Origin of the sequence: Enterobacter cloacae complex sp. 2024EL-00227 (genome assembly GCF_043945315.1) — a bacterium.
GTDB lineage: Bacteria > Pseudomonadota > Gammaproteobacteria > Enterobacterales > Enterobacteriaceae > Enterobacter > Enterobacter roggenkampii.
The window spans coordinates 207693-233204 of record NZ_JBIMQP010000003.1; the positions used below are offsets into that span (position 1 = coordinate 207693).

At 54.9% G+C, this 25512-nt stretch carries 25 protein-coding genes; 8 read left to right on the forward strand and 17 right to left on the reverse strand.

Annotated elements, in window-relative coordinates; all coding sequences use genetic code 11:
* Positions 1-91 precede the first annotated feature (91 nt).
* Positions 92-1144: a YcjF family protein gene (locus ACHH0Z_RS06685; protein WP_023327610.1), complete on the reverse strand. Its 1053-nt coding sequence runs from the start codon at positions 1142-1144 to the stop codon at positions 92-94.
* Positions 1141-2538, reverse strand: a complete 1398-nt coding sequence (locus ACHH0Z_RS06690; protein ID WP_045410355.1) for a YcjX family protein — start codon at positions 2536-2538, stop codon at positions 1141-1143. Before ACHH0Z_RS06690 ends, ACHH0Z_RS06685 begins: the two co-directional genes overlap by 4 nt.
* A 155-nt stretch (positions 2539-2693) precedes the next feature.
* Between ACHH0Z_RS06690 and ACHH0Z_RS06695 the strand changes: the two genes are divergently transcribed.
* The gene (locus ACHH0Z_RS06695; RefSeq protein WP_008501251.1) at positions 2694-3704 is read left to right on the forward strand and encodes a LacI family DNA-binding transcriptional regulator; all 1011 of its coding nucleotides are present in this window, start codon (positions 2694-2696) and stop codon (positions 3702-3704) included.
* Between the two features lie 35 nt (positions 3705-3739).
* On the opposite strand, the gene ACHH0Z_RS06700 is transcribed toward ACHH0Z_RS06695, so the two are convergent.
* The 15 genes from ACHH0Z_RS06700 to pspA form a co-directional block, all read right to left on the reverse strand.
* Positions 3740-4654 (reverse strand): OmpG family monomeric porin, encoded by a 915-nt coding sequence (locus ACHH0Z_RS06700; protein WP_008501250.1) that lies wholly within the window; start codon positions 4652-4654, stop codon positions 3740-3742.
* A 65-nt stretch (positions 4655-4719) separates the two neighbouring features.
* Complete coding sequence (locus ACHH0Z_RS06705; RefSeq protein ID WP_045334863.1) at positions 4720-5802, reverse strand: ABC transporter ATP-binding protein; 1083 nt, start codon at positions 5800-5802, stop codon at positions 4720-4722.
* A gap of 13 nt (positions 5803-5815) precedes the next feature.
* On the reverse strand, positions 5816-6481 hold the full coding sequence (gene pgmB / locus ACHH0Z_RS06710; protein ID WP_025913062.1) for a beta-phosphoglucomutase: 666 nt from the start codon (positions 6479-6481) through the stop codon (positions 5816-5818).
* On the reverse strand, positions 6471-8750 hold the full coding sequence (locus ACHH0Z_RS06715; RefSeq protein ID WP_045410357.1) for a glycoside hydrolase family 65 protein: 2280 nt from the start codon (positions 8748-8750) through the stop codon (positions 6471-6473). Before ACHH0Z_RS06715 ends, pgmB begins: the two co-directional genes overlap by 11 nt.
* On the reverse strand, positions 8744-9802 hold the full coding sequence (locus ACHH0Z_RS06720; RefSeq protein ID WP_031274909.1) for a Gfo/Idh/MocA family protein: 1059 nt from the start codon (positions 9800-9802) through the stop codon (positions 8744-8746). Before ACHH0Z_RS06720 ends, ACHH0Z_RS06715 begins: the two co-directional genes overlap by 7 nt.
* 11 nt (positions 9803-9813) lie before the next feature.
* Positions 9814-10602 (reverse strand): sugar phosphate isomerase/epimerase, encoded by a 789-nt coding sequence (locus tag ACHH0Z_RS06725; protein ID WP_045410359.1) that lies wholly within the window; start codon positions 10600-10602, stop codon positions 9814-9816.
* Between the two features lie 17 nt (positions 10603-10619).
* Positions 10620-11672 carry a zinc-binding alcohol dehydrogenase gene (locus ACHH0Z_RS06730; protein ID WP_045410361.1) on the reverse strand — a complete coding sequence of 351 codons (1053 nt, stop codon included), beginning with the start codon at positions 11670-11672 and terminating at the stop codon, positions 10620-10622.
* Positions 11673-11700: 28 nt separating this feature from the next.
* On the reverse strand, positions 11701-12543 hold the full coding sequence (locus ACHH0Z_RS06735) for a carbohydrate ABC transporter permease (RefSeq protein WP_045410363.1): 843 nt from the start codon (positions 12541-12543) through the stop codon (positions 11701-11703).
* Entirely contained in the window at positions 12530-13411 is an 882-nt protein-coding gene (locus tag ACHH0Z_RS06740; RefSeq protein ID WP_008501242.1) for a carbohydrate ABC transporter permease, read from the reverse strand. The genes ACHH0Z_RS06735 and ACHH0Z_RS06740 overlap by 14 nt, the downstream gene beginning before the upstream one ends.
* Positions 13412-13433: 22 nt before the next feature.
* A complete protein-coding gene (locus ACHH0Z_RS06745; protein WP_023292262.1) occupies positions 13434-14726 on the reverse strand; it encodes an ABC transporter substrate-binding protein in 1293 nt (430 codons plus the stop codon).
* Between the two features lie 14 nt (positions 14727-14740).
* On the reverse strand, positions 14741-16438 hold the full coding sequence (locus tag ACHH0Z_RS06750; protein WP_045410365.1) for a sugar phosphorylase: 1698 nt from the start codon (positions 16436-16438) through the stop codon (positions 14741-14743).
* A gap of 196 nt (positions 16439-16634) precedes the next feature.
* On the reverse strand, positions 16635-16859 hold the full coding sequence (pspD, locus tag ACHH0Z_RS06755) for a phage shock protein PspD (RefSeq protein WP_023292260.1): 225 nt from the start codon (positions 16857-16859) through the stop codon (positions 16635-16637).
* Between the two features lie 12 nt (positions 16860-16871).
* Entirely contained in the window at positions 16872-17231 is a 360-nt protein-coding gene (pspC, locus tag ACHH0Z_RS06760; RefSeq protein WP_008501237.1) for an envelope stress response membrane protein PspC, read from the reverse strand.
* Positions 17231-17455 carry an envelope stress response membrane protein PspB gene (pspB, locus tag ACHH0Z_RS06765; RefSeq protein WP_008501236.1) on the reverse strand — a complete coding sequence of 75 codons (225 nt, stop codon included), beginning with the start codon at positions 17453-17455 and terminating at the stop codon, positions 17231-17233. Before pspB ends, pspC begins: the two co-directional genes overlap by 1 nt.
* A 49-nt stretch (positions 17456-17504) precedes the next feature.
* Positions 17505-18173, reverse strand: coding sequence for a phage shock protein PspA (gene pspA / locus ACHH0Z_RS06770; RefSeq protein ID WP_008501235.1), 669 nt, complete (start codon positions 18171-18173; stop codon positions 17505-17507).
* A gap of 166 nt (positions 18174-18339) precedes the next feature.
* Between pspA and pspF the strand changes: the two genes are divergently transcribed.
* From pspF to sapD, 7 genes are all read left to right on the forward strand, one after another.
* On the forward strand, positions 18340-19317 hold the full coding sequence (pspF, locus tag ACHH0Z_RS06775; RefSeq protein WP_045410368.1) for a phage shock protein operon transcriptional activator: 978 nt from the start codon (positions 18340-18342) through the stop codon (positions 19315-19317).
* A gap of 76 nt (positions 19318-19393) precedes the next feature.
* Positions 19394-20275, forward strand: coding sequence for a hypothetical protein (locus ACHH0Z_RS06780; protein ID WP_032663419.1), 882 nt, complete (start codon positions 19394-19396; stop codon positions 20273-20275).
* 91 nt (positions 20276-20366) lie between these two features.
* The gene (locus ACHH0Z_RS06785; RefSeq protein ID WP_045410370.1) at positions 20367-20582 is read left to right on the forward strand and encodes a hypothetical protein; all 216 of its coding nucleotides are present in this window, start codon (positions 20367-20369) and stop codon (positions 20580-20582) included.
* A gap of 458 nt (positions 20583-21040) precedes the next feature.
* Positions 21041-22681 carry an ABC transporter substrate-binding protein SapA gene (sapA, locus tag ACHH0Z_RS06790; protein ID WP_008501231.1) on the forward strand — a complete coding sequence of 547 codons (1641 nt, stop codon included), beginning with the start codon at positions 21041-21043 and terminating at the stop codon, positions 22679-22681.
* Positions 22678-23643, forward strand: coding sequence for a putrescine export ABC transporter permease SapB (gene sapB, locus ACHH0Z_RS06795; protein ID WP_008501230.1), 966 nt, complete (start codon positions 22678-22680; stop codon positions 23641-23643). The genes sapA and sapB overlap by 4 nt, the downstream gene beginning before the upstream one ends.
* On the forward strand, positions 23630-24520 hold the full coding sequence (sapC, locus tag ACHH0Z_RS06800; protein WP_008501229.1) for a putrescine export ABC transporter permease SapC: 891 nt from the start codon (positions 23630-23632) through the stop codon (positions 24518-24520). Before sapB ends, sapC begins: the two co-directional genes overlap by 14 nt.
* A complete protein-coding gene (gene sapD / locus ACHH0Z_RS06805; protein ID WP_008501228.1) occupies positions 24520-25512 on the forward strand; it encodes a putrescine export ABC transporter ATP-binding protein SapD in 993 nt (330 codons plus the stop codon). Before sapC ends, sapD begins: the two co-directional genes overlap by 1 nt.

Below are 25512 nucleotides of genomic sequence, written 5' to 3' on the forward strand. Positions count from 1 at the left end.
CAATAACAGTAAAATGATATGTCAGAACACGGTGATCGGGAAGATGGCTGTCAACAAATATTGACAGCCAGCACGATTAGTGAACAAAACCTCACGGCGAAGGTTTTTTATTGAGCGTCTCTTTGAGCTGGCCGATCAGTTCACGCCTGAAATCCCCCAGCCGGGGCTTATCGCCGTCAATCCAGGGCAGCGGACGGCAGACTTCCATCGCTTTAATCCCCAGGCGTGCGGTCAATAATCCCGCACCGATGCCCTGAGCCGCACGGGCAGAAAGACGCGCCGCCAGATCCTGCGACATCCAGTCCATGCCCACTTCGCGCACCAGCTCACTCGCCCCGGCAAACGCGATATTGAGCAGGACCAGCTTAAACAGTCTGATCCGACTGTAGTAACCCAGCTCTATGCCGTAAAGGTTCGCAATACGGTTGATCAGGCGCAGGTTACGCCAGGCGATAAAGGCCATATCGACCAGCGCCAGCGGGCTGACGGCAATCATCAATGTAGATTCCGCCGCAGAACGGCTGATTTCGCGCCGCGCCTGAGCATCCAGCACCGGCTGTACCATGTGGGAATAGAGCGTCACTACTTCCCGATCATTCTGAGTTTCATGGATGGCGGCATACCAGCGCTGAAGCGCCGGATGCGACTGATCGATTCCGGCCTGGCTGGCCAGCTTTTCACAGAACGCGCGCCCTTTCCCGGTGCCGTGACTGTGGAGCAGATCCCGCGCTTCATCACGCTCGTGCGCGCGCTGTCGCAGACGCCAGAGTCGACGCCATTCGGTGGCAACCGACCCGACGCCAGCCCCCACAATCAGCGCGCCTGCGGCACATCCGCCCAGCGCCACCCAGTCCTGCGTGTGCCAGGCATTCATCGTCCACTGCACGCCCTGACCCACCACGCTTACACCAAACAGCGCCAGACCGGCGGTGACCATCCTGCGCCACAGGCTGCGTTTTGGACGCAGCGCGGCGTCCACGACCGCCTCCGCCGGACCATCCTCAACAGCCGGCTCGTCCTGCAGCGCCGGGGCAAAGTTATCGGCCTGGGTACCGCTGAACGTCTGCGCCGTTTTGAACGCCTCCTGAGGGTTCTGCTCAAGCGTTCCGGTAAAGTCAATGCGCGGTTTTAACGGTTCCGTCATCGCAATTTATCTCCAATCAAAAACTCCAGCGCCGCATCCAGACGGATATGCGGTAAAGGCCTGTCGACGCTCATGGCCTGCGGGCGGAAGGCTTCAAACTGGAAGCCCTGATTCTGCCAGAAGGCCTGGCCCGGCAGCCGCGCAGGCACTTCGCCTGGGTAGACAGTAAGCGGTTCACCGTCGCTGAGCCGGTTCCCGCGTAATGCCGGTATTTTCTCGCCGTTAAGGTCAATTAGCCCGCTTTGCGTCGCCTGCACGGACGCGAGCCCAAGGCAATCCATGCCGATCCCTTCGAAGGCGGCGTTTTGCCAGGCGTCCTGCACCAGCTGCTGTAGCAGCGACACCATATTGGCATGCTGGTCGACGGTGACGTGATCGGCTTTTGTGGCCGCAAAGAGCAGTTTGTCGATCACTGGTGAGAAAAGACGGCGGAACAGCGTCCGCTGCCCGTAGTGAAAACTTTGCATCAGCTGCGTCAGGGCAAGGCGCATATCGTTGAATGCCTGTGGCCCGCTGTTGAGCGGCTGCAGACAATCCACCAGCACAATCTGGCGGTCAAATCGTAAAAAGTGGTTCTTATAGAATCCCTTGACCACCTTCTCACAGTAGTAATGGTAACGCTCGCGCAGCATACCGGCGTTAGTGTGCTTATCAGCCTGCGCCAGCGTCGACTCGCCAACCCCATCCACATCCGGCCAGGGGAAAAACTGAAGCGCAGGCGCGCCCGCTAAATCACCCGGCAGAACAAAGCGCCCCGGCTGAATGAAGTGTAACCCTTCCTGTTTACACTGGTGTAAATACGCCGTCCAGGCGTCGGCAATGGCCGCCAGACGGTTTTCATCTGCTGGGGCAAGCGGGTCCAGCCCTTCGCACAGCTGTCGCCATTTGCCCGACCACCCGGCGCGTTGCCCCTGCAGCAATCCCGTCATCTGGCGTGACCAGCTGAGGTAATCCTGCGCCAGCATCGGCAGGTCGAGCAGCCATTCGCCGGGGTAATCGACGATTTCAAGGTATAGCGTGGAGGTATCCTTGAAATGGCGCATCAGGGATTCATTCGAGCGGAAACGCAGCGCAAGGCGAATTTCACTGACCCCTCGCGTCGGCGTCGGCCACGCGGGCGGGTCGCCATACAGCTGTGCCAGCCCTTCGTCATAGGTAAAACGGGGAATGCCAAAATCATGCTGTGGAACGCGCTTAACGCCCAGCAGACGCTCTTCCCGCACCGCGCCAAGCAACGGCAGACGCGCCCCGGCGTGCAGGTTCAGGAGCTGGTTCACCATCGCAGTGATAAACGCCGTCTTACCGCTTCGGCTCAACCCCGTCACCGCCAGTCGCAGATGACGGTCAACGCCGCGGTTTACCAGTGAATTGATTTCGTTTTTAAGTCGCTTCATCGCCGTCCTTCGTTGCCTGGAAGCCTTGAATGCATGGCTTCAGAATACAATAAATGGGGGCAGATCGTTGATTATCAATTCTTATTTATTGCTATTGCCGTTTTTTCTCCAGTAAGATGAACGCCATTGCTGTCAGTCCTGAGTGAGTAAGGTGTATGTCACCCACCATTTATGATATCGCACGGGTTGCGGGCGTATCGAAATCAACCGTTTCCCGCGTTCTGAATAAACAAACGAATATTTCTCCTGAAGCGCGTGACAAAGTGCTGAAGGCGATTGACGAATTAAATTATCAGCCCAACAAACTGGCCCGTGCCCTGACCTCTTCAGGATTCGATGCCATTATGGTTATTTCGACCCGTTCAACCAAAACCACTGCCGGCAATCCTTTTTTCTCCGATGTTCTTCATGCCATTACGGCAAAAGCGGAAGAAGAAGGATTCGATGTTATTTTACAAACCTCAAAAAGCAGTGAAGACGATCTCCTGAAATGCGTGAGTAAAATAAAACAGAAGATGATCAAAGGGATCATCATGCTGAGTTCGCCCGCAAATGAATCCTTTTTCACCACGCTGGACGCGTATGGCGTACCGGTAGTGGTTATCGGCAAAGTGGAAGGTGAGTATCAGAATATTTATTCCGTGGACACGGATAATTTTCATGACAGCGCCACGCTGACGGAAACCTTTATCAAAAACGGCCGCCGGAAAATTGCCTGCCTGCATGCGCCGCTTGAATATCATGTTTCGATCGATCGCCTGGCGGGTTATAAAGCCAGTCTGGAAAAGCACCATATTGCGATTAACCCGGACTGGATCATGGATGGTGGTTATACCCATGAGAGTGCGCTTAAGGCGGCTCTGGAACTGCTCTCTTCACCCACGCCGCCTGATGCCGTATTTGCTACCGACAGCATGAAGTTACTCGGCCTTTATCGCGCGGCGGACGAGTTAAATCTGATGATACCGGAACAGGTGGTGATAGCCGGATACAGTGACCCGATGCTGTCTCTCATTTTAACGCCCGCACCAGGCGGCTTTGATATCCCCACCCGCAAACTGGGGGAAGAGAGCTGCGATCTTCTCTTCAGGCGTATTGCGGGTCACCCCGCCCCGCAAAAAGTGTTGGTTGATACCCATTTTTTACTGGCGGCCTCGCTGCGCTAAAACCAGGGGCACCAGGCCCCTGGAAGACCCACGGGTCAGAACGCGTAATTTACCCCAACGCCCGCATAGTGGAAGCGGTCGTTTTTACCCTCGTCATGGTTTTCCCATTCGTAGGCGTATTCTAGCGTCATGGATAAACCGTTGTTGAAGTCATAGGCGTACTGCATACCCAGACGGTTGAAATCATGTCCTTCACGCTCAGGATCGTCTTGCCAGTCCCAGTTCGACCAGCGATCGAGCCCCAGTCGGGTGTAAGGCGTTAAGGTCGTCTGACCCAATGAAATAGGCAGGTAGGCGCGAATTTCCTGAGTGGAGAACTCGCCATTATTACGTGAACCGTCCATATTGAAACCGCGCTCTAAATAGTAATTCACTTTAGCGGCAAAGGTGTCGTTAATGGTCCAGGTAAAGCCCGTTTCGGTTTCGACGCGGCTGTCTGAATAGCCTGTTTTTTCCAGATCGTTGGCAAACTGGTACATGGCAAACCAGCCGCCGAAACGCCAGTCGTCGGTTAATTTAATATCCCAGTCCGGCTGAATTTTGTAGCGCTGCATATTTGCGCTGCCGTCTCTGGCGCCGTGTTCATCCTTAAAGTGATAGCCATAATTACGGAAACCACCGGTCAGACCGAACGTGAAATCATCGGTACCAATAAAACGATAGCGTAATTCAAATTCCGGGCGGTCGAAATAGGTCCCACGGGTCATGCTGCTATAATCAACCGGTCCTTCCTGATACATCGCCAGCGAAATAGTCCAGGCATCCCAGGTCGCATTAAACCACACGGAGGGTTCATATAATCCGTCTTTATCTTCTCCCTGGCCTTCGACGTTTTCAATTTCATACATCGCGCCAATATTAAATTCCCATTGTTTAGCCGTTTCTGTTGCATGTGCGCAGCTCACCCCTGCGCACAGCACGAGCGCAGCACTTTTTAGTAGAGTACTCATAAAATATTCCCTTTATAATTAACAAACAAAAAACCGGAAATTTGCATTTCCGGCAAACACCTTTCTTATCTAATAGCCGCTTCGGTATCGGCGTCGAAGAAATGGCACTTATTCATATCGAACTGGATACCGATATTATCCCCTGCGGCATAATCATTCGCTGCTCCCGCGCGAACCACCAGCTCATGGCCGCCAACGGTGGCGTAGAGCATGAACTCCGCACCGGTCAGTTCGGCTACGCTGACTTTCGCCGCGATATTTTCACCGCTACTCTGCTGGGTGAGAATATCTTCCGGGCGGATCCCAAAGACCACAGCTTTACGCTGATATCCAGCGGCTCGCAGTGCAGCGAGCTTATCTTCCGGAATCGCCAGGCGCAGCGTTTCCGTGACGAAATAGCGGTCGTCGATGGCACCACGAACAAAGTTCATGGCTGGCGAGCCAATGAACCCCGCAACAAACATGTTTGCCGGCTCGTTGTATACCTGCTTCGGTGCACCGACCTGCTGAATAATGCCGTCTTTTAAGATCACAATGCGGGTCGCCATCGTCATGGCTTCCGTCTGATCGTGGGTCACGTAAATCATCGTGGTATTGAGCTTCTGGTGAAGCTTGCTGATTTCAGCCCGCATCTGCACGCGAAGCTTGGCATCGAGGTTGGAGAGCGGTTCATCCATCAGGAACACGCCCGCTTCCCGCACTATCGCCCTGCCCAACGCCACACGCTGACGCTGGCCGCCGGACAGCGCGCCGGGTTTACGCTTGAGGTACTCCCGTAAGCCGAGGATTTGTGCGGCCCAGTTGACGCGCTCTTCGATAACCGCCGGGGCGATTTTCTGCATCTTCAGGCCAAACGCCATGTTGTCGTAGACCGTCATATGCGGGTAAAGCGCATAGTTCTGGAACACCATGGCGATGTCGCGTGACTTGGCGGGCACATCGTTCATACAAACGCCGTCGATCACCAGTTCACCGGCGGAAATCTCCTCCAGCCCGGCAATCATGCGCAGCGTCGTCGATTTACCGCAGCCAGACGGGCCGACAAAAACGATAAACTCCTTGTCCTCGATTTCGAGGTTAAAATCCTTCACCACGTGGACCTGGTTATCGTAAATTTTCTGAATATGTTTCAGTGACAGTTGTGCCATTTTTAATTCCTTATCAATACGCCCGGGAGGCCCAGAAATCGGTCAGGCATTTCCAGGTCAGTTCCTGCGTCGAATGAAGCTGTAGTCCCGCATGGGCCAGGCCTGAGCCAATCCCGACCGACAGCATGCCCGCCGCGTTGATCGCCGCCACGCCCGCGGGCGCATCTTCGACCCCAATGGCCGCCTCGGGGCGGACGTCCAGGCCTGCACACGCGGCGAGGAAGATCTCCGGGTCCGGTTTTGAACAGACGATACGGGAGGCATCGGCGCAAAAATCAAAGGCGCGATGAATACCCAGGGCATGCAGTATTCCAGGAGCGTTGAGGGAAACGGAGGCGAGCCCAATTTTGACCTTCGCCGCCCGAATGTCCGCCAGCACCTCCCGGATGCCCGGCAGCAGTGACGCCTCGGTCAACGACGACAGCGATGCGACGTAGAGCGCATTTTTCTTCCCCGCCAGCGCCAGGCATTGTTTGTCGTCAAACGCCCCCTCTTTCCCACCGTGTCGCAGGATCCGCTGCAGGGATTCCATGCGGCTAATTCCCTTCAGCTCCTCGTTAAACACCTCATCGATAGTGATGCCGATCTCCTGCGCGACCGAACGCCAGGCGAGAAAGTGCAGATGCGCCGTATCGGTGATGACCCCATCAAGATCGAATACAACAGCTTCAGGCTTCATGGCTGGCCTCCGTGGTAGCGGTCCCATTAAAAGACGTAAGAAATTCCCTACGGGACACTGCCTGCCGCTCCGATACGCATACCGTTTTTCCCCACAGGGTTAACGTGACGGGCGCGGTGGTCTCGATGGTTAAAACGTCATTTTCAAACGTGAAGTGCAGGCGAGCGTTCTGCCAGCGCAGCGGGAAGGCAAGTTTTCGCCAGCGAGCGGGTAGCTTCGGCGCAAGGTGCAGCTCGCCCTCAACAATCTGCATGCCGGCAAACCCCTGAATAACGCCGGACCAGATAGCCCCCGTGGCAGCGGCATGAATGCCGTCATCGCTGCTGTGCGGATCGTCGCCCAGATCGATAGCCACGCCAGCGCGCCAGAAGGCGTAGGCCCCTTCCGTATCGCCACAGCGGGCGGCCACAATACCGTGAATAGCCTTGCTCAGCGAAGAGTCATGGATCGTACGTGGCTCGTAAAACGCCAGGTTGGCCGCGCACTGGGCGGGGGTAAATTTCTCCGGCAACAGGTAGTTAAGCATCACCACGTCAGCCTGCTTGAGGATCTGCATCTCGTTAACTTCCGCGCGAGAGTAATCCAGCAGGATGGTCTGCTTACCCGCTTTGGCTTTATAGCGGCTTAAATCGATCGCTGGTTTCGCCATGAACGAATCGTCCTGCGGGATAACGCCCCCGGCGTCGGCTTCCGGCAGCCACAAGCGGGCCAGGAAGGTGGTCGCCTTCTCCATGAAGCAGGCATCTTCACGCTCAAACATCGACATAAACCGACATGCGCTGGCCACGTTGTACCAGGCCAGATAGTTGGTGTAGGCGTTGTTATTCACATGTTCGGTGTATTCGTCCGGCCCAATCACATCATGAATTTCCAGGCGCCCGTTAATCTCCGTAGCGCGGCCCATCCAGAACGTTGCCGTCTCCACCAGCAGGGTCAGCCCTTCATTGCGCATAAATGCGTCATCACGCGTGGCCTGCCAGTAGGCCACAACGGCCCAGGCAATGTCCGCCACGATGTGGTGTTCGGCCAGGGCGGAGGCCACTTTCTGCCGTAAGCCCGTACGGATGTTGATGGCTGCAAACTCCGGCGTCTCCTCTTTGCCGCTTGCGGCGCTCTCCCACGGGAACAGCGCGCCCGGCCAGCCGTTGCGGCGGGCTTTTTCCCGGGCCCCGGCCAGGTTCAGCCAGCGATAGCGCAGCAGACTGCGGGCCACCTGCGGACGGGTGAAAAGATGGAAAGGCAGCAGGAATATTTCGGTGTCCCAGAAGACGTGGCCTTTATACCCCTCACCGGTCAAGCCCTTAGCGGCAATGCTGCTCCGCTCATCATGGGCTGGCGTCATGGTGGTCAGATGCCAGACGGCATAGTCCAGCGCCATCTGATCGTCAGGGGCTGCAGAAGCCACTTCCACCCTGGCGTCACGCCATACGTCTTCCCATGCGCAGGCTGAACTTTCCAGCAGCGAGGCATATCCCCTTGCCGCACAAACCTTGAGATCCGCCAGCGCGCCGCGCGCGAAAGATTCCTGCGACAGGGCTTTATCGCTGCGATGGGCCACCCAGACCAACTTATCCAGCGTGACAGTGTCACCCTGCGGTATCGTCAGGGAATAGTGAGCAGAGAGCCGACGATTTTTAGCGGTAAAGCAGCTTTCGCTGTCGGCTGATAGCTGACAAAAAGCCGAGATAACAACATCAGCGGCCCGGTCCTGTGTTTCATACACACCCTGCATATAGTGCTGGTCGAATACCCTGACAGAAATTTCATCCAGATGCTGACGGCCGGTATTGGTTTGTGTGGCATCAATACCGGTTTTCATCACCACCTGCGAGGCTGCATCCAGCGGGGTGATCGCAAGCTGCATGGCCACAAGCGGCAGCTGATCGAGAGAGACAAAACGACGACTCTCCAGGCGATAGCGCTTTCCGTTGGGCGAACGCCAGACGACGCGGCGATGCAGTTCGCCGTTGGCAAATGCCAGCTCGCGCTGCCACTCAAGAATGTCCCCGGCCAGAAGGGTGTAATTCACCCCGTCCAGCTCAACCTCGATACCGGTGATATCGGGCAAATTGATCAGCTCAGTGGTCTCGTTACGTCCCGCCTGATGATAGAGGCCCGCAAGATACATTCCTCGGGTTTGCTGGGTGTAATCTTCTTCATGCGCAGCGCGAATGCCCATGTAGCCGTTACCGCATGCCATAGTGGATGCGTACTTATTCAGACTGTGCGGACAAAAGCCCGGATCGGTTAATACAGACACGCTCAGCATAATGTTACGCTTTCTCCTGTTTCTGCCGACTGATAAAGCGCCGCGACAAGCTGCTGAATCACCAGCCCCTGTTCAGCATCTGCAATCATTACGGGCTCTCCCTGCACGTGGCGGACAAAGGCCTCCATGCTGCGTAAATGGCGCTGATCGTCAGCCTCTTCACGCTGAATCAGGGTCTGTAACGCCCCGGCGTCATCCTGATAAATATGTGCCGGGAAAAGCGTCGCCCCCGCTTTTTCACCGCAAAACGCGACATTCATGATCGACTGCTCGCGGATATTCAGCGCAAACGAGGTATCCAGACGCAAAATGCCGCCGTTGCAGAATTCGATGGTGCCAAACAGGGCATCTTCCACCGTAAACTGAGCAGGATCCCACTCGCCAAACTGGCCGCTGCTTTTCCGGGTTCCCAGCCTCTGGAAACCGTGCGCCGTGACCCTTTTGACCGCCGGGAAACCCAGCACGTACATCGCGGCATCCAGCATGTGAATACCAATGTCAATCAGCGGCCCACCGCCCTGCAGCGCTTTATTGGTGAAGACGCCCCAGCCCGGCACGCCGCAGCGCCGCAGCGCCTGCGCCGAGGTGAAGTAGATTTCGCCCAGCGTTCCGTTCATCACGGCCTCGCGCAGCAGCTGCGTATCGAGCGCAAAGCGGTGATGGAAGTCATATGCCAGCACTTTGCCCGCCTTGCGGGCAGCGATCCGCATCTCGTCGGCCTCTTGCGGCGTCATGGCAGGCGGTTTTTCGCACATCACATGACAGCCGGCCTCCAGCGCTGCCATCACATGCTCAAAATGGAATCGGTTTGGCGAACAAACGCTCACCACGTCCGGCTTAACCGCCTCCAGCATGGCGCACGCGTCCTGCCACGCCGACGGTATGGCATGGCGCTCCGCAAAAGCCTGTGCCTGTTCGAGGCGGCTGTCCATGACAGCCACCATCTGAACATCACTGCGCGTGGCGTAATACGAGGCATGCACTTTGTCCGCAACCTGCCCGGCGCCAATGATGGCGACGCGCAGTGGCGACGTTGTTGAAGCACTCATCACGCTCGTCATCCTTAGCATTCACGTAAATAAGTGAGGGAATCCCGATAAGCCTGAGCGGGATCTTCAGCACGTACGCGGCACTCGTAAACTACATAGCCCTGGTAATTATCCGCACGCAACTGATCGAACAGGCTGGCAAAATCGAGGCTACCGCTTCCCGGCTGGTAACGATGGTTATCAGCGATGTGCACATGGCCCAGCAGATCGCGATGCTGATGCAGCGCCTCCGTCAGCGAATCTTCTTCAATGTTCATATGATAGAAATCGCCGATGATCTGCACGTGCTTGAGGCCGTTCTCTTCGATATAGCGTCGTGCGTCAGCCAGGGTGTTGATCATGTGATCCTGATAGCGGTTCAGCGGCTCCAGGTAGACGGTGGTTCCGGTGCGCGCGGCCACCTCATCCAGCCAGCGCAGCGACGCACTCACCGCTTTGCGGTCGCCTTCCAGGCTGCGTGGAGAGGTCATCGGCGGCAAACGGAAGGTAAACATTCCCCAGGCTGCAGGCACGATAATGCCCTTGCCGCCCACTTCGGCCAGGGCTTCCAGAATGCGTTCAATCTGCGCTAAACCGTTCAGACGACGCTCTTCGATAAAGTCACCAATCCAGCCATCGTATCCGCCGCAGGCGGTCGTGACCGGCAGGCCGGTGGCCTTAATCGCCGCTTTCACCTCGGCGAGATTTTCCACCAGCAGCTTGCCGTCAATCTCATAGCCATCAAAACCCATCGCCTTGATGTACTCGAATTTCTCCAGAATGTTTGACGGGAAAAAGGCCTGATTTTGTGTTGCGATTTTCATGAGTTGCTTTCCTTAGCTTAAAAAGTGACGCCCATTTTGATGCTCAGTTCCGGATGTTGATCCACATATTTCATGTAGCTTTCAGCGCTGGTGGTGAAGGTCACAACCGGGTCGATCAGATCTTCACAATTCAGATAACCGTTCATCAGCAGTTCCCAGCAGGTCTCTTCAATACGCTTGCGGCTCCAGCGCGGGTAATCCGGATTTGGCTCACTGCAGGCGCGGGAGAAGACAATCTTCGCGTTGTTGAAATGCGCTTCACGCCCCAGGTTAAAGCCTGCAGCGAACGGTTTAGCGAACGCAACGTAGGAGATGGTGCCGCCGTAGGCGAGGCCGCGCAGCGCGGACTGCAGCGCATCGGCAAAGCCGCTGGTCTCGATGATCACGTCTGCGCCCTGCTTTCCGGTCAGCTTTTTAATTTCCAGACCAACGTCTGTGCCGATTGGGTTCAGGCAGTGGTCCGCACCGTGACGACGGGCGATCTCGCAGCGGTGTTCGATCGGATCCACGCCGATAACAACTGACGCGCCAGCTTTTTTCGCCAGCTGAATCGCAATCTGTCCGATGGCTCCCAGGCCGACCACGACAACAAAGTCGCCCACGCGGACGTTGGCATCACGCACGCCGCTCATGGCAAACTGTGCCGGATCGTAGCAGACGGCGTTCTTCCACGAGGCGCCCTGCGGCATTTTGCGCAGCTTGTAGTTGTTGACGGCATTCACGATAACCGTCTCCTGCAGCGGACCGTAGCAGCAAACGCGATCGCCAGTCTGGTATTCCGTGACGTCCGCACCGCATTCAATAATGTCGCCAACAATCATGTTGCCCAGCTGGAACTTACCGAACTCGATTCCGCGCGCTGCGCCCTCTTCACGCGGCGTGAACATCTGCCACTCCGCGTTGAACTCTTCATCGATAAACGGGCTTGCGGCGCGGAAATCGACCACTTCAGTGCCGTGCTTCGGGGCACCAAAGCGGGCACGAATTTTCACTTCATGTGCTTCCACAGCACGATCTTCATATTCCACCAGCGCCGCCACGCGTGGCGCTGTCGCAACTAATTTTTTCATGATTGACTCCTTGTTAAAATTGGCCGCCTCAGCCCTTCACGCCACCGGCGGTCAAACCATTTTTAATAAAACGTTCAGACAGGGCGTACATAATGACCACCGGAAGTGCCGTCACCAGCGATGCCGCCATCATGCGACCCCAGATATAATCGGGTGTGCTAAAGAGCGTGTTCAGCCCGACCGGCAAGGTGAAGTTGCTGGCGCTGGACAGGAAAATGGACGCAAACAGATAGTCGTTCCACGCCACCATGAAGCAGTAAACAAACACCGATACGAGCCCGGATATCGCCAGCGGTACGGTAATACGGAAGATGATTTGCAGGCGGTTAAGGCCGTCCATCATTGCGGCTTCTTCTATTTCGTCCGGGATGGTGTCGAAGTAGCTGCGCAGCATGAACACCGCCGTCGGTAACGTCTGCGTCACCATGGTGATAATCAGCGCCAGCTCGGTGTCGTAGATCCCAAGCGCGGTGATGATTTTGAACAACGGCACCACCAGCAAGATGCCGGAGAACATGTAGACGGTGTAAAAACTCGCGTTGATCGTCGTGCGTCCCTTAAAACGCAGCTTGGACAAGGCGTAAGCGCCCAGCGTACCGAGAAACACGGCAATCACCGATGAGGTCAGCGACACCACCATGCTGTTTCTGAAGTAATCCACAAACGGGAAGATCAGCGGGTTAAAGATGTCGATGTAATGCTGCAGCGTCCACGCCTGCGGCAGAATGGTCGGATGGAGCGAGATTGCCTCTTTCGCACTCTTAAACGACGTCATTAGCATCACGAAGAACGGGAAAAGCGTGATGATCAGAAATACCGCCAGCCCGAGATAAAAACCAATACGGCTCAGTACGCGTTTATTTGTTGCCATTGAGGTTCACCCTTTTTCTGGTCAGCAGAATCACAGCGAAGATGATCACGAACAGCACCACAGAGATGGCCGCTGCTTTACCCAAGTCGTTGAAAGCGAATGCGGTTTTGTAAAGATAGACGCCCAGAATATCGACCTTCGTGGTCAGCAGGTAGACGTCAGCAAACATGTAGAACATCCAGATGGTGCGAAGCGTGACCACCGTGGCCAGCACCGGCATAATCGCGGGCAGCGTGACGATCCGAAAACGTTGCCAGGCATTCGCGCCGTCCATTTCCGCCGCTTCATACAGGGATTTATCAATCGTCTGTAAAATCGCCAGGAACGAGATAAACGCGTACGGGAAGTAACGCCAGATCGCGAACAGCACCACCAGTACGAAGCTGCTGTTCGGGTTGTCGAACCACAGCGGCGCCTGGTCATACAGATGCAACAGGTCTACGCCCAGATAGTTCACAATGCCGTAGCCGTTGTTGAACATGTATTTCCAGGCAAACACCAGCGAAATAGACGGCGTGACGTAGGATAAAATCACCAGTGAACGTGCCGTCTTACGCAGGCGAAACTCGCGATTAAAGAAGATGGCCACGGCCAGCCCCAGCACCGTGCTGCCAATCACCACCAGCGCGGTGTACCAGAAGGTCATCCACAGCGAGTGCCAGAAAGCGGCATCGCCGAGGATGCGAATGTAATTGTCCAGGCCGACAAACACGGCGCTAATGCGCGGATTGAGCGGCAAGCGTAAAAAACTGATTTCAATATTGGAAATCATTGGCCAGGCCACCAGGCCCCCCAGCAGAATCAGGCTGGGGGCCAACAGCAGCATGGCGAAAGGCATATCTGAACGACCAGAAAACAACGTCTTCATAATTTCCTTCCGCAGAGCGCTCCTATCGTTGTGTAATGAGATCAGTCAGTCGCTTCTGGCTGCTGCTTAACGTTGTGTTAAGGTCCTTCTGCCCCACCGTGACGTTATGCACCATGGAGCTGATAATGCCGGAGCCCGTCACGTCGCCCATGCGGGTGAAGTTTTTATCCCCAACCGCGCCAAACACCTGCACGTTCGGGAACTGTGCGATCAGCTCATATGGCAACTGCCCAAACGCTTTAATCACGTCGTTGTTTTTCCAGGTATCCGTGCCCACCACCCCTTTGTTTACCGGCAGCGCCGCGCCCGGCGACATCATGACCCAGTCCGTCGCGTTTTGAGCCTGTTCCATCCAGGTAACAAACTTCTCGGCCGCTTTGGTCTCCTCTTCGGTTTGTCCGGTGGTGATCGTCAGCGAGGTGATCATGCCGTACACCGCCGAAGAGTTTTCAGTCGGGACAACGAAGCCCAGGTTGGCAGGGTTTCCGTCCTTGTAGACGGCGGGCAGGATGTAGGTGGAGTAAACCGCCATCGGCGCAGAACCGTTCATGAAGGCGTCTTTGATCTCCATAACATCGTTCGAACCCGGCATGGTGGTCGCAGCCAGCGCTTTATAAAACGCCAGCGCTTTGGCCATTTCCGGGGTATCGATGTCGACATTCCCTTTTGCATCAAACACGTTCGCGCCACCGGAAAGGGCAAACTGAGAGAACGACTGTTCGGTCATCACGCTTTCCGCAGTCGGTAACGCGATGCCGTAATGTTTTTTAGCCGGGTCGTTCAGGCGCTGGCTGGCTTGCAGAAGCTGTTCCCAGTTATGCGGCTCCTCAATGCCCGCCGCGGCCAGCACATCTTTGTGGTACCACACGCCGGAGAGCCAGGCGCTGATCGGCACGCCCGTCCAGGCTGCGCCATCTTCCGTGCGAACAACGCGCAAGATGCCGTCATAGAAGGTGTTTTCCCCCACCGCCTTAATTGCTTCAGCGATTGCGTCACGATCCAGAAGCTGTTCTTTATCCATCACTTTTGCATAGTCATGGCTGACCTCAATCACTTCAGGCAGCGCGCCGGTTCGCGCCAGCGTAATCACCTTGGTGTTGTAGGCATCCTCTTCTACCGGTACCTGTTTTATCGTGATGCCCGGGTTCTCTTTCTCGAATTTTTCGATCAGTTTCGTAATAACGGCCTGACGCTCCTGCTCTACCGACGAGTGCATAAACTCAATGGTGACAGAGGACGCTTTGTCATCCTTACAGCCTGATAACAGGGCGCACGAAACCAGTGCTGATATCAGCACAATTCTGGGTATTTTCATGTTTAAGGTCCTTTTTAGTTTTCTTTAATCCACAATACCTGCCATGGATTTAGGATCAGAGTCGTGTCGGTAATATCTTTTCCGCTAATCAATTCCCTTCCCGAGTGAATATCGGACTCAACCGTTTGAGAATTATCACTGAAATTAAACAACGCTGTTATTTTCTCACCACAATCCGCCACGCGGACAATTTTTAAAACATGCTTCCCTGACGCACTGAAATAAGCCTCACTGTCAGGATGGAATGTTTTTTCCGCCCGGCGCAATACGATTAATTGACTTAACGCACTGTAAACCTGATAACGGAGACTATTTTTATCTTCAAGCGCGAAATCAATTTGACCCGCGGCATATTTTTCACGATTTATCGCACGGTTATATCCCAGGCACTCTACGCCATCATAATCATTTCGGGAGCCGAGAATACTCTGAATATAAACTGCAGGCACGCCGGGGAAGCTTAACAGGACAGCGTGGGCCAGAATAAACCGGGCAATGCGTTCGCTATCATGACTTTCTCGCGTACTTAAGGCATCAAGATAGGTCACGTTAATTTCATACGGGCTTCGTGTGCCATCCGGGTTATTTTTCCAGTTAACCAACGCACCTTCGGTCTGGAGCTTTTCTACAAGCGAGAGGATCTCCGACTCCGGTAAAATTCCGCGCAATGGGTTAAGACCAATGCCGTCATGTGAGGCCAGGAAGTTGAACCAGGTGGTTTTTGTGGAAGGCAACGCCAGCGACGCAGCCCACTGGCTCAGCGTGGTGACATCCTGGCTGTGCACCGCATGCAGCACCAGCGGAGGCAACGAGAACTGATAAACCATCTGCGCTTCATTTTCGCCGTTACCGAAGTAAGAGACGTTATCTTTATGCGGAACGTTCGTCTCGGTGATAATTACCGTGCCGGGGGCAACCGCCTCGGTAATGGCGCGGAAAAGCTGGATGAGCTGGTGGGTTTGCTCAAGGTGAATGCAGCTCGTTCCAGGTATTTTCCACATGAACCCTACGGCATCCAGTCGAATATACCGCGCCCCTTCAATAAGGTAATGCAGCAGAACGTCGACCATCGCAATCAGCACCTGCGGAGAGGCGAAGTTGAGATCGATCTGGTCCTCACTGAAGGTGGTCCATAGATGTCGCACGCTGCCATCATGAAGTGTGAAAGGCGTGAGAAGCGGTAAGGCACGCGGACGCGTCACCGCGGATAAATCTGTCTCAGGATCGACAGAAATGAAGAAATCATCATATCCCGGCATTTGCTTCAGATAATTAGCAAACCAGGCACTTTTGGCCGACATATGATTGCAGACGAAATCAAACATCAAACTGGTTGACTGTTTTAATTCAGCAACGTCTCGCCATGTTCCCGTTTCAGGCGCAACTTCATGATAATCAATAACAGAAAAGCCATCGTCCGAAGACCATGGATAAAAAGGCAAAAGATGGACATGAGAAAAAGAATGCGAAAGCCATTTGTTATAAAAACGTGTAAAAACAGGGAGTGCTTTCTCCCCTTTCGCGGAAAACTGATCGGCATAGGTTATCAGAACGATATCTTTTTCATCCCAGCCCATTTTACGCCTTTCCGTAATAACAGAGGCGGCCTTTTCAATATTTTCCAGCAGCATATGAAGATGTGCTTCAGAAAACGTTTTTCCATAAACAAGATTAATGAGTGCTTTAATTTTTTCGTTCACTTGATTTTCCATGGTAGCGGTCCCACGGAATGGCAATCTACTCCCATGAAAAATATCTGTCAACGGACCGGGCAGGAGAAAAATGCGATTGCAAAGCAGCTCAGCGCAATATTGTGAGCTGCCGCAAAGAAAGCAGGTGAAATGAGGAAGTGCGGGTCATCATCGCCAGCCCCTCTCCTGGAAGAGAAAGGGCTGCTGCGAGCGGAAACTACTGGGATAAGTAGCGGCGTGACAGCCGTTTCGCCACCTTTTGCAACAGCGGTTCGAGCGCCACGGCCAGTACCATTCTGACCGGCTTGCGGGCAACCGATTTAATCGCCCACCCCGCTACCCCAGCCGGACCGTAACGTAACGCGGTCATCAGGACCAGCTTACCTGCGATTTTCAGGCCGGGTTTTACCTTCTGACCGGCCTGTTGCCAGTGTTGTTTCATCTCATTTTTCTCTTAAAGCTGACGGAAACGACTTCTCAGCGTAAAGGTATCGGATGTGACATAACGTTCCATTTCCCGTAACCGCTTCTCACCGGCGGCGAGTTGCGCATCCACAGCATTGAGGAGATCGCTGCTGGTGGGAGCGCCTTCCGCCGCCAGTTCTCCTTCCGGCATCGGGTCAAGCACAAACGACAACACGATGTACGCAACCAGGGTAATAAATGCCAGACCGAAGAAGATCGACAGCACCGTCACCACGCGTACCAGCTTAACCGGGACGTCAAGATAGTGAGCCAGCCCGGCGCAGACGCCGCGCACCATGCCCTGCTGTGGAATTCGCCACAGCTTTTTGTTCAGATTCAGTCCAGACATTAACGGTCCCTCCAGTTTGGATGTTCAGCATCCAGGATGGCTTCCAGCGCCTGAATGCGTTCACGCATTTTGTTCGCCTCATCGGAGAGCTGTATCAGACGCTGTTGTTCACTCTGGGAAAGTTCGCCCCGTGAGGAACGGTTGCTGTAGTGCAGCCATAACCAAATCGGCAAAACGAACAGCACGAAAATCGTCAGGGGAATAGCCAGAAAAAGCGCGCTCATGTGTACTCCTTGTCTTACGATGCGGCACGTTCAGGTGCCGCAGGCATTATTATTGGTTGTCTTGCTTCATTTTGGCTTTCAGTGCCGCCAGCTGCTCGCTGATTTCATCATCGGCCTTGAGGTCAGCAAACTGCTGATCCAGGGACTTCTGCTTACCGATGCCGTGGCTTTCGGCTTCCGCTTCCATCTGGTCGATACGACGCTCAAACGATTCAAAACGGGCCATCGCTTCATCCAGCTTACCGCTGTCGAGCTGGCGACGCACGTCGCGGGAGGAGCTTGCCGCCTGGTGACGCAGGGTCAGCGCCTGCTGACGCGCGCGGGTTTCGCTCAGCTTGTTTTCCAGCTCGCCAATCTCTTTCTTCATGCGGGTGAGCGTGTCATCCACCAGGGTCACTTCATGCTCGAGCGTCGCGACCAACTCTGCCAGCTTCTGTTTTTCGATCAGCGCCGCACGGGCCAGATCCTCTTTGTCTTTGCGCAGCGCGAGTTCTGCTTTTTCCTGCCATTCGTTCAGTTGAACGGTGGCCTGTTCAATACGACGCGTAAGCTGTTTTTTCTCAGCCAGCGCGCGGGCGGAGGTAGAGCGGACTTCAACCAGCGTGTCTTCCATCTCCTGAATCATCAGACGCACCAGCTTCTGCGGATCTTCCGCTTTCTCCAGCAGTGAGTTGATGTTGGCGTTCACGATGTCGGCAAAACGAGAAAAAATACCCATAATTGACTCCTCATAGTTCTGTTATCGGGCGATGCCCTGCTGTACAAATAATACAAATCTCATGCCAACTTTTTATCTTATTGATTTAACAGGCCATGGTTGATTTTCATGCAGTGAAGAACTATTCTTACCTGGTGAATATCGCTAAGGAGTGGTTAATTTCATCATGCCCGGATACAAAGACAATTTACTCGGCGAAGCAAACAGCTTTCTGGAGGTGCTGGAACAGGTGTCTCGCCTGGCGCCGCTCAATAAACCGGTGCTGATTATCGGCGAGCGCGGTACGGGTAAGGAACTCATCGCCAACCGTCTGCACTACTTATCCGGGCGCTGGGACGGCCCCTTCATTTCCCTTAACTGCGCGGCGCTGAATGAAAACCTGCTCGATACCGAGCTCTTCGGCCATGAAGCGGGCGCGTTTACCGGTGCCCAGAAGCGCCATCCGGGACGGTTTGAGCGCGCCGACGGTGGTACGCTGTTTCTTGATGAACTGGCCACCGCGCCCATGCTGGTGCAGGAGAAACTGCTGCGCGTGATTGAATACGGCGAACTGGAGCGCGTTGGCGGTAGTCAGCCGCTGCAGGTGAACGTGCGCCTGGTGTGCGCCACTAACGCCAACCTGCCGGAGAGGGTGGCAGAGGAAAAATTCCGTGCCGACCTGCTCGACCGCCTGGCCTTTGACGTCGTGCAGCTTCCTCCGCTGCGCGAGCGAAGAAGCGACATTATGCTGCTGGCAGACCAGTTTGCGATTCAGATGTGCCGCGAGCTCGGACTGCCGCTGTTCCCCGGCTTCAGCGATTATGCACGGGAGACGCTACTTGCTTACCACTGGCCGGGCAATATCCGCGAGCTGAAAAACGTCGTGGAGCGTTCCGTCTATCGCCACGGCAGCAGCGAAACGGAGCTGGACAACATCATTATCGATCCTTTTCAGCGCAGCGCCCCGCCCTTGCCCGCACCAGCATCTCCAGGCGACGCCCCTGCTCTTCCCCTTGATTTGCGCCAGTTCCAGCACGACCAGGAGAAACAGCTGCTGGAGCAAAGCCTGAAGATGGCGAAATACAACCAGAAACGGGCGGCTGAACTGCTGGGTTTGACCTACCATCAGTTAAGGGCATTGCTTAAAAAACATCAAATGCGCTAACAATATCAGCATTTAACAGCAGACATTTTACAAAACCAAGCCTGGATAACTGCTCCACTCCTTAGGACAACATACAATGCCATTCAATAATAAAAACATACTTATTACTTTCCTATCCCTCTGCTCATTTCAGACTTATGCCGCACAATGCACAGCGGAAACTTTCGCTAAAAACAAATTGAACAACCTCATCCTCCTGAACCAGCAGACAAGAACCGAAATCCCTAAGTCAGTCGAAATCACTGTTGATAGCCCTGATGGGTATATCCGCGCATCGGCTCAAAGCAACTTTGATCAATGCGGTGAACTCACTGGCAGCAGTGTTAAAGAGGTCAAAACCTCACCGGGACCGAAAAATGTTTTCACGACTACCAATGAAATTCAGTTAAACAGAACGGAATTTGGCTGGCGCATTCAGTTGGATGCGAACGGCGTAATAGTCGATAACAACAGTCAGAAGGCCACACAATTATATCGGCAGACGCTGGAGGGGATGTACCAGCTGAACAACAATGGACTTATCAGCCACGTGGTTAATCGTTCGATTATTGCGGCCACAAAACCAGGAGATAAAGATAAAACCACAGTGGGCGCAATAGACTACGTATTCAATTCATCAGGGTTGCTGGCAAGGGTGGTAAGCAAAGGAAGTTTGGCGATAGATAACTATACAACTGTATACAGCTATGATGACAATGATCGCCTGATCAAAACCGAGTCCCCCTCAACCATAGAAGAGTATACCTACGATAACGAGGGCCGTGATCTGTCCCTGAGCAAGACCCAGACGTATTTCACCATTGAAAAAAACCTGACAACGTGTGAGGAGTGGAACTCGCATGGAGAATGCACACGCGCCAATATGGATACCACGATTGTCCCAGCCGATCGGACGGGTAAACAGTATGTGGAAAAACATAAGGCCGTGATGACGACGAAATATGAATACTGGAACTGACCATTCAACCCGCCAAATAGGGTAGCCAAAATGGTATTGGAATCGAAATTGATGTTCGTGGTGTACCTGACTTCAGTAAATGTGGTGTGAGATGAAAATCATAATATTCGTTGTTTTACTTATTGCCAGTTTTATCCTCGTCCCGGACAGCTGGATTAATGATGTTATCATGCAACATATCCAGATATCAGGCGATGGTGAAGAAGCCATGAATAACTATGATTTCACAGCAATTCTGATCAATTTTGGCCTGTCTGCAATGATAGCGTTTGTACTGATGATGCTTATTAAAGTGCTGAAAAAATGAACCAGGGTGGCAGGTACGCACGTAACAACAAAGTGAGCATTTTTACTCTATGCTATTTAGACTGTTCGTATGCCATTGCCTTACCCGTACTTGATCTGCTCTCAGATCTGGTGATAAACGGCCGCATTTTACCGGCTATTTTTCTTCAGAAAGTATGATCCCAGATCTGATAGCGACAACATGTCTTCCTGTCATTCACGGCATACATTCACAAGCTTGATGCTATCCGCCGGAGCGAATCCTTCGTTTATAGCGAGTCAGATGCGCCACGAAAATGCTAAGATAGTCCATGAGGTATATTCAAAGTGGATTGCAGGTATGAACGTGCATCGGGTTGTGACGCTGAGTGACCGACTGCAAACGTTACTGCCCCATTATGCCCTCAGGCTTAAACGATACTGGATAATGTCGTTTAAAATTAGTAGGATAGCCACTTCATATTTAATACCTTAAAAATTATGCGTCTGGTTTTATCGTCCTTTTTTGCACTTGGTCTGTTTAGCAGCCAGGCCTTTGCCGCGCCCGGGCAAACGCCGCAGCCTGACATTCGTGACAGCGGCTTCGTCTATTGCGTAAGCGGCCAGGTGGATACTTTCAACCCGCAAAAAGCGGGCAGCGGCCTGATTGTGGATACCCTTGCCGCGCAGCTTTACGATCGTCTGCTTGATGTAGACCCGTACACTTACCGTCTCGTGCCCGAGCTTGCGGAAAGCTGGGAAGTGCTGGATAACGGCGCAACCTACCGTTTTCACCTGCGCGATGATGTCGCGTTTCAGCGTACGCCGTGGTTTACCCCCTCGCGCAAGCTGAATGCGGATGACGTGGTCTTCACCTTCCAGCGTATCTTCAACCGCAATCACCCGTGGCATAACGTTAACGGCAGCAATTTCCCCTATTTCGACAGCCTGCAGTTTGCCGACACCGTGAAAAGCGTGCGCAAGCTGGATAACCGCACGGTTGAATTTACGCTGACGCGCCCGGATGCCTCATTCCTGTGGCATCTGGCAACCCACTATGCGTCCGTCATGTCGGCCGAATACGCGGCGAAGCTGACGAAAAAAGATCGTCAGGAACTGCTCGATCGTCAGCCGGTCGGCACCGGTCCGTTCCAGCTGGCCGAATACCGCGCCGGGCAATATATTCGTCTGCAGCGCCACGAACACTTCTGGCGCGGTACGCCGCTGATGCCGCAGGTGGTGGTCGATCTCGGCTCTGGCGGAACGGGACGTCTGTCAAAACTGCTCACCGGGGAATGTGACGTGCTTGCCTGGCCCGCGGCCAGCCAGCTCACGATTTTGCGCGACGATCCGCGCCTGCGTCTGACGCTACGTCCGGGGATGAACATCGCCTATCTGGCCTTTAACACCGATAAGCCGCCGTTGAATAACCCTGCCGTTCGTCACGCCCTTGCGCTGGCCATCAACAACCAGCGCCTGATGCAGTCGATTTATTACGGTACGGCGGAAACCGCCGCCTCAATTTTACCGCGCGCCTCGTGGGCCTACGACGGTGAGGCTAAAATTACGGAATACAATCCGGCAAAAGCACGTGAACAGCTGAAAGCGCTGGGCGCAGAAAACCTCACGCTGCAGCTTTGGGTGCCGACCAGCTCCCAGGCGTGGAACCCGAGCCCGCTCAAGACCGCCGAACTGCTGCAGGCGGATATGGCGCAGGTGGGCGTAAAAGTGATCATCGTACCGGTAGAGGGCCGTTTCCAGGAGGCGCGCCTGATGGACATGAATCATGATTTAACCCTCACCGGCTGGGCCACCGACAGCAACGACCCGGACAGCTTCTTCCGGCCGCTGCTGAGCTGTGCGGCGATAAACTCGCAGACCAACTACGCCCACTGGTGTAACCGGGAGTTTGACGCCGTGCTGCAAAAAGCGCTGGCTTCCCAACAGCTGGCCTCGCGCATCGACGCCTATGATGAAGCGCAGAAGATCTTAGCCCAGGAACTCCCGGTGCTGCCGCTGGCCTCTTCCCTGCGCCTTCAGGCGTATCGCTATGATATTAAAGGCCTGGTGCTGAGCCCGTTTGGCAACGCCTCGTTCGCCGGCGTGTCGCGTGAAAAAGAACAAGAGGTGAAAAAACCATGATTATTTTTACCTTGCGCCGGCTCCTGTTGCTGCTGGTGACGCTCTTTTTCCTGAACTTTGTCGGCTTTAGCCTGAGCTATTTCACGCCCCACGCCCCGCTCCAGGGATCGTCGCTGTGGGATGCCTGGCTCTTCTGGTTTAACGGGCTGCTGCACTGGGATTTCGGCGTGTCCAGCATTAACGGGCAGCTGATTTCCGAGCAGTTGAAAGAGGTTTTCCCGGCCACGATGGAGCTGTGCATTCTGGCCTTCGGGTTTGCCCTGATGGTCGGGATCCCCGTGGGCATGCTGGCCGGGATATATCGCAACAAATGGCAGGATAAGTTTATTAGCGCCCTCGCCCTGCTCGGCTTCTCCATTCCGGTCTTCTGGCTGGCGCTGCTGCTGACGCTTTTCTTTTCGCTGACGATGGGCTGGCTCCCGGTTTCTGGCCGTTTTGACCTGCTCTATACGGTTAAATCGGTGACGGGCTTTGCCATTATCGACGCGTGGCTGTCCGATTCCGTGTGGCGGCATGAGATGATCGTCAGCGCCCTGCGCCATATGGTGCTGCCGGTACTGACGCTGGCGGTTGCGCCAACAACCGAAGTGATCCGCCTGATGCGCCTGAGCACCATCGAGGTCTTTGACCAGAACTATGTCAAAGCCGCCGCCACGCGCGGACTGTCGCGCCTGACCATCCTGCGCCGCAACGTCCTGCACAACGCCCTGCCGCCGGTTATTCCGCGTCTGGGATTACAGTTTTCCACCATGCTGACGCTGGCCATGATCACCGAGATGGTCTTTAGCTGGCCGGGCCTCGGACGGTGGTTGATTAACGCTATCCGCCAGCAGGACTATGCCGCGATTTCCGCAGGGGTGATGGTGATTGGTTCGCTGGTGATTATTGTTAACGTGTTGTCCGATATTCTGGGTGCCATGGCTAACCCGTTGAAGCATAAGGAATGGTATGCCCTACGATAACGTATACAGTGAAAAGCGCACGCCCGGTGTGCTGCGTACCGTGTGGCGTAAATTCTATGGTGATACCACGGCGATGATCGGCCTTTATGGCTGCGCCGGTCTGGTGTTGCTGTGCGTCTTTGGCTCCTGGTTTGCGCCGTACGGCATTGACCAGCAGTTCCTTGGCTATCAGCTGCTGCCGCCGTCCTGGTCCCGCTACGGGGAAGTCTCCTTCTTCCTGGGAACGGACGACCTCGGACGTGACGTGTTGAGCCGCCTGCTGAGCGGTGCGGCCCCGACGGTGGGCGGCGCGTTTGTGGTGACGTTCGCGGCCACGATCTGCGGGCTGGCGCTGGGTATTTTTGCGGGATCCACGCATGGCCTGCGCTCGGCGGTGCTTAACCACATTCTGGATACACTGCTGTCGATTCCGTCTCTGCTGCTGGCGATCGTTGTGGTTGCCTTTGCCGGTCCGCACCTGTCGCATGCCATGTTCGCCGTCTGGCTGGCTATCCTGCCCCGCATCGTACGCTCGGTTTACAGCATGGTGCATGACGAGCTGGAAAAAGAGTATGTCGTCGCTGCGCGCCTGGACGGCGCGACCACCTTCAACATCCTGTGGTTTGCCGTGCTGCCTAACATCGCGTCCGGGCTGGTCACCGAGATCACCCGCGCCCTGTCGATGGCGATTCTGGACATCGCGGCGCTCGGCTTCCTCGACCTCGGCGCGCAGCTGCCGTCGCCTGAATGGGGCGCGATGCTCGGTGACGCGCTGGAGTTAATTTACGTGGCGCCGTGGACGGTTATGCTGCCGGGTGCGGCCATCATGGTGAGCGTGCTGCTGATCAACCTGCTGGGCGACGGTATTCGCCGTGCAATTAACGCGGGGGTGCAATAATGCCGCTTCTTGATATTCGCAACCTCACCATTGAATTCAAAACCGGTGAAGGCTGGGTTAAAGCCGTCGATCGCATCAGCATCACCCTCGCGGAGGGTGAAATTCGCGGGCTGGTGGGGGAATCCGGCTCAGGCAAAAGCCTGATCGCCAAAGCCATCTGCGGCGTGGCGAAAGATAACTGGCGCGTCACCGCAGACCGTATGCGGTTTGATGATATCGACCTGCTGCGCCTCTCTCCCCGCGAGCGGCGTAAGCTGGTCGGGCACAACGTCTCCATGATTTTCCAGGAGCCGCAGTCCTGTCTCGACCCGTCCGAGCGCGTGGGCAAACAGCTGATGCAGAACATCCCCGGCTGGACCTATAAAGGCCGCTGGTGGCAGCGCGTGGGCTGGCGCAAGCGTCGCGCCATTGAGCTTTTACACCGCGTCGGGATCAAAGATCACAAAGATGCGATGCGCAGCTTCCCGTACGAGCTGACCGACGGCGAGTGTCAGAAAGTGATGATTGCCATCGCGCTGGCCAATCAGCCGCGTTTGCTGATTGCGGATGAACCGACGAACGCGATGGAACCCACCACGCAGGCGCAAATCTTCCGCCTGCTGTCGCGTCTTAACCAGAACAACAACACCACCATTTTGCTGATCAGCCATGACCTGCAAATGCTCAGCAAATGGGCGGATAAGATTGACGTGATGTACTGCGGACAAACGGTCGAAACCGCGCCGAGTGAAGACCTGATCACCGCGCCGCACCACCCGTATACGCAGGCGCTAATCCGCGCTATTCCCGATTTTGGCAGCGCCATGCCGCATAAGAGCCGCCTGAATACCCTGCCCGGGGCGATTCCGCTGCTGGAATCGTTGCCGATAGGCTGTCGTCTGGGGCCGCGTTGCCCGTATGCTCAGCGTAAATGTATCGAGACGCCACGCCTGACCGGGGCCAAAAATCATCTTTACGCCTGTCATTTCCCGCTGAACATGGAGAGAGAGTGA

Bases quoted from the DNA above. Each gene is read 5' to 3' on its own strand.
- ACHH0Z_RS06685 (WP_023327610.1), bottom strand. From the start codon at position 1,144: ATGACGGAACCGTTAAAACCGCGCATTGACTTTACCGGAACGCTTGAG.
- ACHH0Z_RS06690 (WP_045410355.1), bottom strand. From the start codon at position 2,538: ATGAAGCGACTTAAAAACGAAATCAATTCACTGGTAAACCGCGGCGTT.
- ACHH0Z_RS06695 (WP_008501251.1), top strand. From the start codon at position 2,694: ATGTCACCCACCATTTATGATATCGCACGGGTTGCGGGCGTATCGAAA.
- ACHH0Z_RS06700 (WP_008501250.1), bottom strand. From the start codon at position 4,654: ATGAGTACTCTACTAAAAAGTGCTGCGCTCGTGCTGTGCGCAGGGGTG.
- ACHH0Z_RS06705 (WP_045334863.1), bottom strand. From the start codon at position 5,802: ATGGCACAACTGTCACTGAAACATATTCAGAAAATTTACGATAACCAG.
- pgmB (WP_025913062.1), bottom strand. From the start codon at position 6,481: ATGAAGCCTGAAGCTGTTGTATTCGATCTTGATGGGGTCATCACCGAT.
- ACHH0Z_RS06715 (WP_045410357.1), bottom strand. From the start codon at position 8,750: ATGCTGAGCGTGTCTGTATTAACCGATCCGGGCTTTTGTCCGCACAGT.
- ACHH0Z_RS06725 (WP_045410359.1), bottom strand. From the start codon at position 10,602: ATGAAAATCGCAACACAAAATCAGGCCTTTTTCCCGTCAAACATTCTG.
- ACHH0Z_RS06730 (WP_045410361.1), bottom strand. From the start codon at position 11,672: ATGAAAAAATTAGTTGCGACAGCGCCACGCGTGGCGGCGCTGGTGGAA.
- ACHH0Z_RS06735 (WP_045410363.1), bottom strand. From the start codon at position 12,543: ATGGCAACAAATAAACGCGTACTGAGCCGTATTGGTTTTTATCTCGGG.
- ACHH0Z_RS06740 (WP_008501242.1), bottom strand. From the start codon at position 13,411: ATGAAGACGTTGTTTTCTGGTCGTTCAGATATGCCTTTCGCCATGCTG.
- ACHH0Z_RS06745 (WP_023292262.1), bottom strand. From the start codon at position 14,726: ATGAAAATACCCAGAATTGTGCTGATATCAGCACTGGTTTCGTGCGCC.
- ACHH0Z_RS06750 (WP_045410365.1), bottom strand. From the start codon at position 16,438: ATGGAAAATCAAGTGAACGAAAAAATTAAAGCACTCATTAATCTTGTT.
- pspD (WP_023292260.1), bottom strand. From the start codon at position 16,859: ATGAAACAACACTGGCAACAGGCCGGTCAGAAGGTAAAACCCGGCCTG.
- pspC (WP_008501237.1), bottom strand. From the start codon at position 17,231: ATGTCTGGACTGAATCTGAACAAAAAGCTGTGGCGAATTCCACAGCAG.
- pspB (WP_008501236.1), bottom strand. From the start codon at position 17,455: ATGAGCGCGCTTTTTCTGGCTATTCCCCTGACGATTTTCGTGCTGTTC.
- pspA (WP_008501235.1), bottom strand. From the start codon at position 18,173: ATGGGTATTTTTTCTCGTTTTGCCGACATCGTGAACGCCAACATCAAC.
- pspF (WP_045410368.1), top strand. From the start codon at position 18,340: ATGCCCGGATACAAAGACAATTTACTCGGCGAAGCAAACAGCTTTCTG.
- ACHH0Z_RS06780 (WP_032663419.1), top strand. From the start codon at position 19,394: ATGCCATTCAATAATAAAAACATACTTATTACTTTCCTATCCCTCTGC.
- ACHH0Z_RS06785 (WP_045410370.1), top strand. From the start codon at position 20,367: ATGAAAATCATAATATTCGTTGTTTTACTTATTGCCAGTTTTATCCTC.
- sapA (WP_008501231.1), top strand. From the start codon at position 21,041: ATGCGTCTGGTTTTATCGTCCTTTTTTGCACTTGGTCTGTTTAGCAGC.
- sapB (WP_008501230.1), top strand. From the start codon at position 22,678: ATGATTATTTTTACCTTGCGCCGGCTCCTGTTGCTGCTGGTGACGCTC.
- sapC (WP_008501229.1), top strand. From the start codon at position 23,630: ATGCCCTACGATAACGTATACAGTGAAAAGCGCACGCCCGGTGTGCTG.
- sapD (WP_008501228.1), top strand. From the start codon at position 24,520: ATGCCGCTTCTTGATATTCGCAACCTCACCATTGAATTCAAAACCGGT.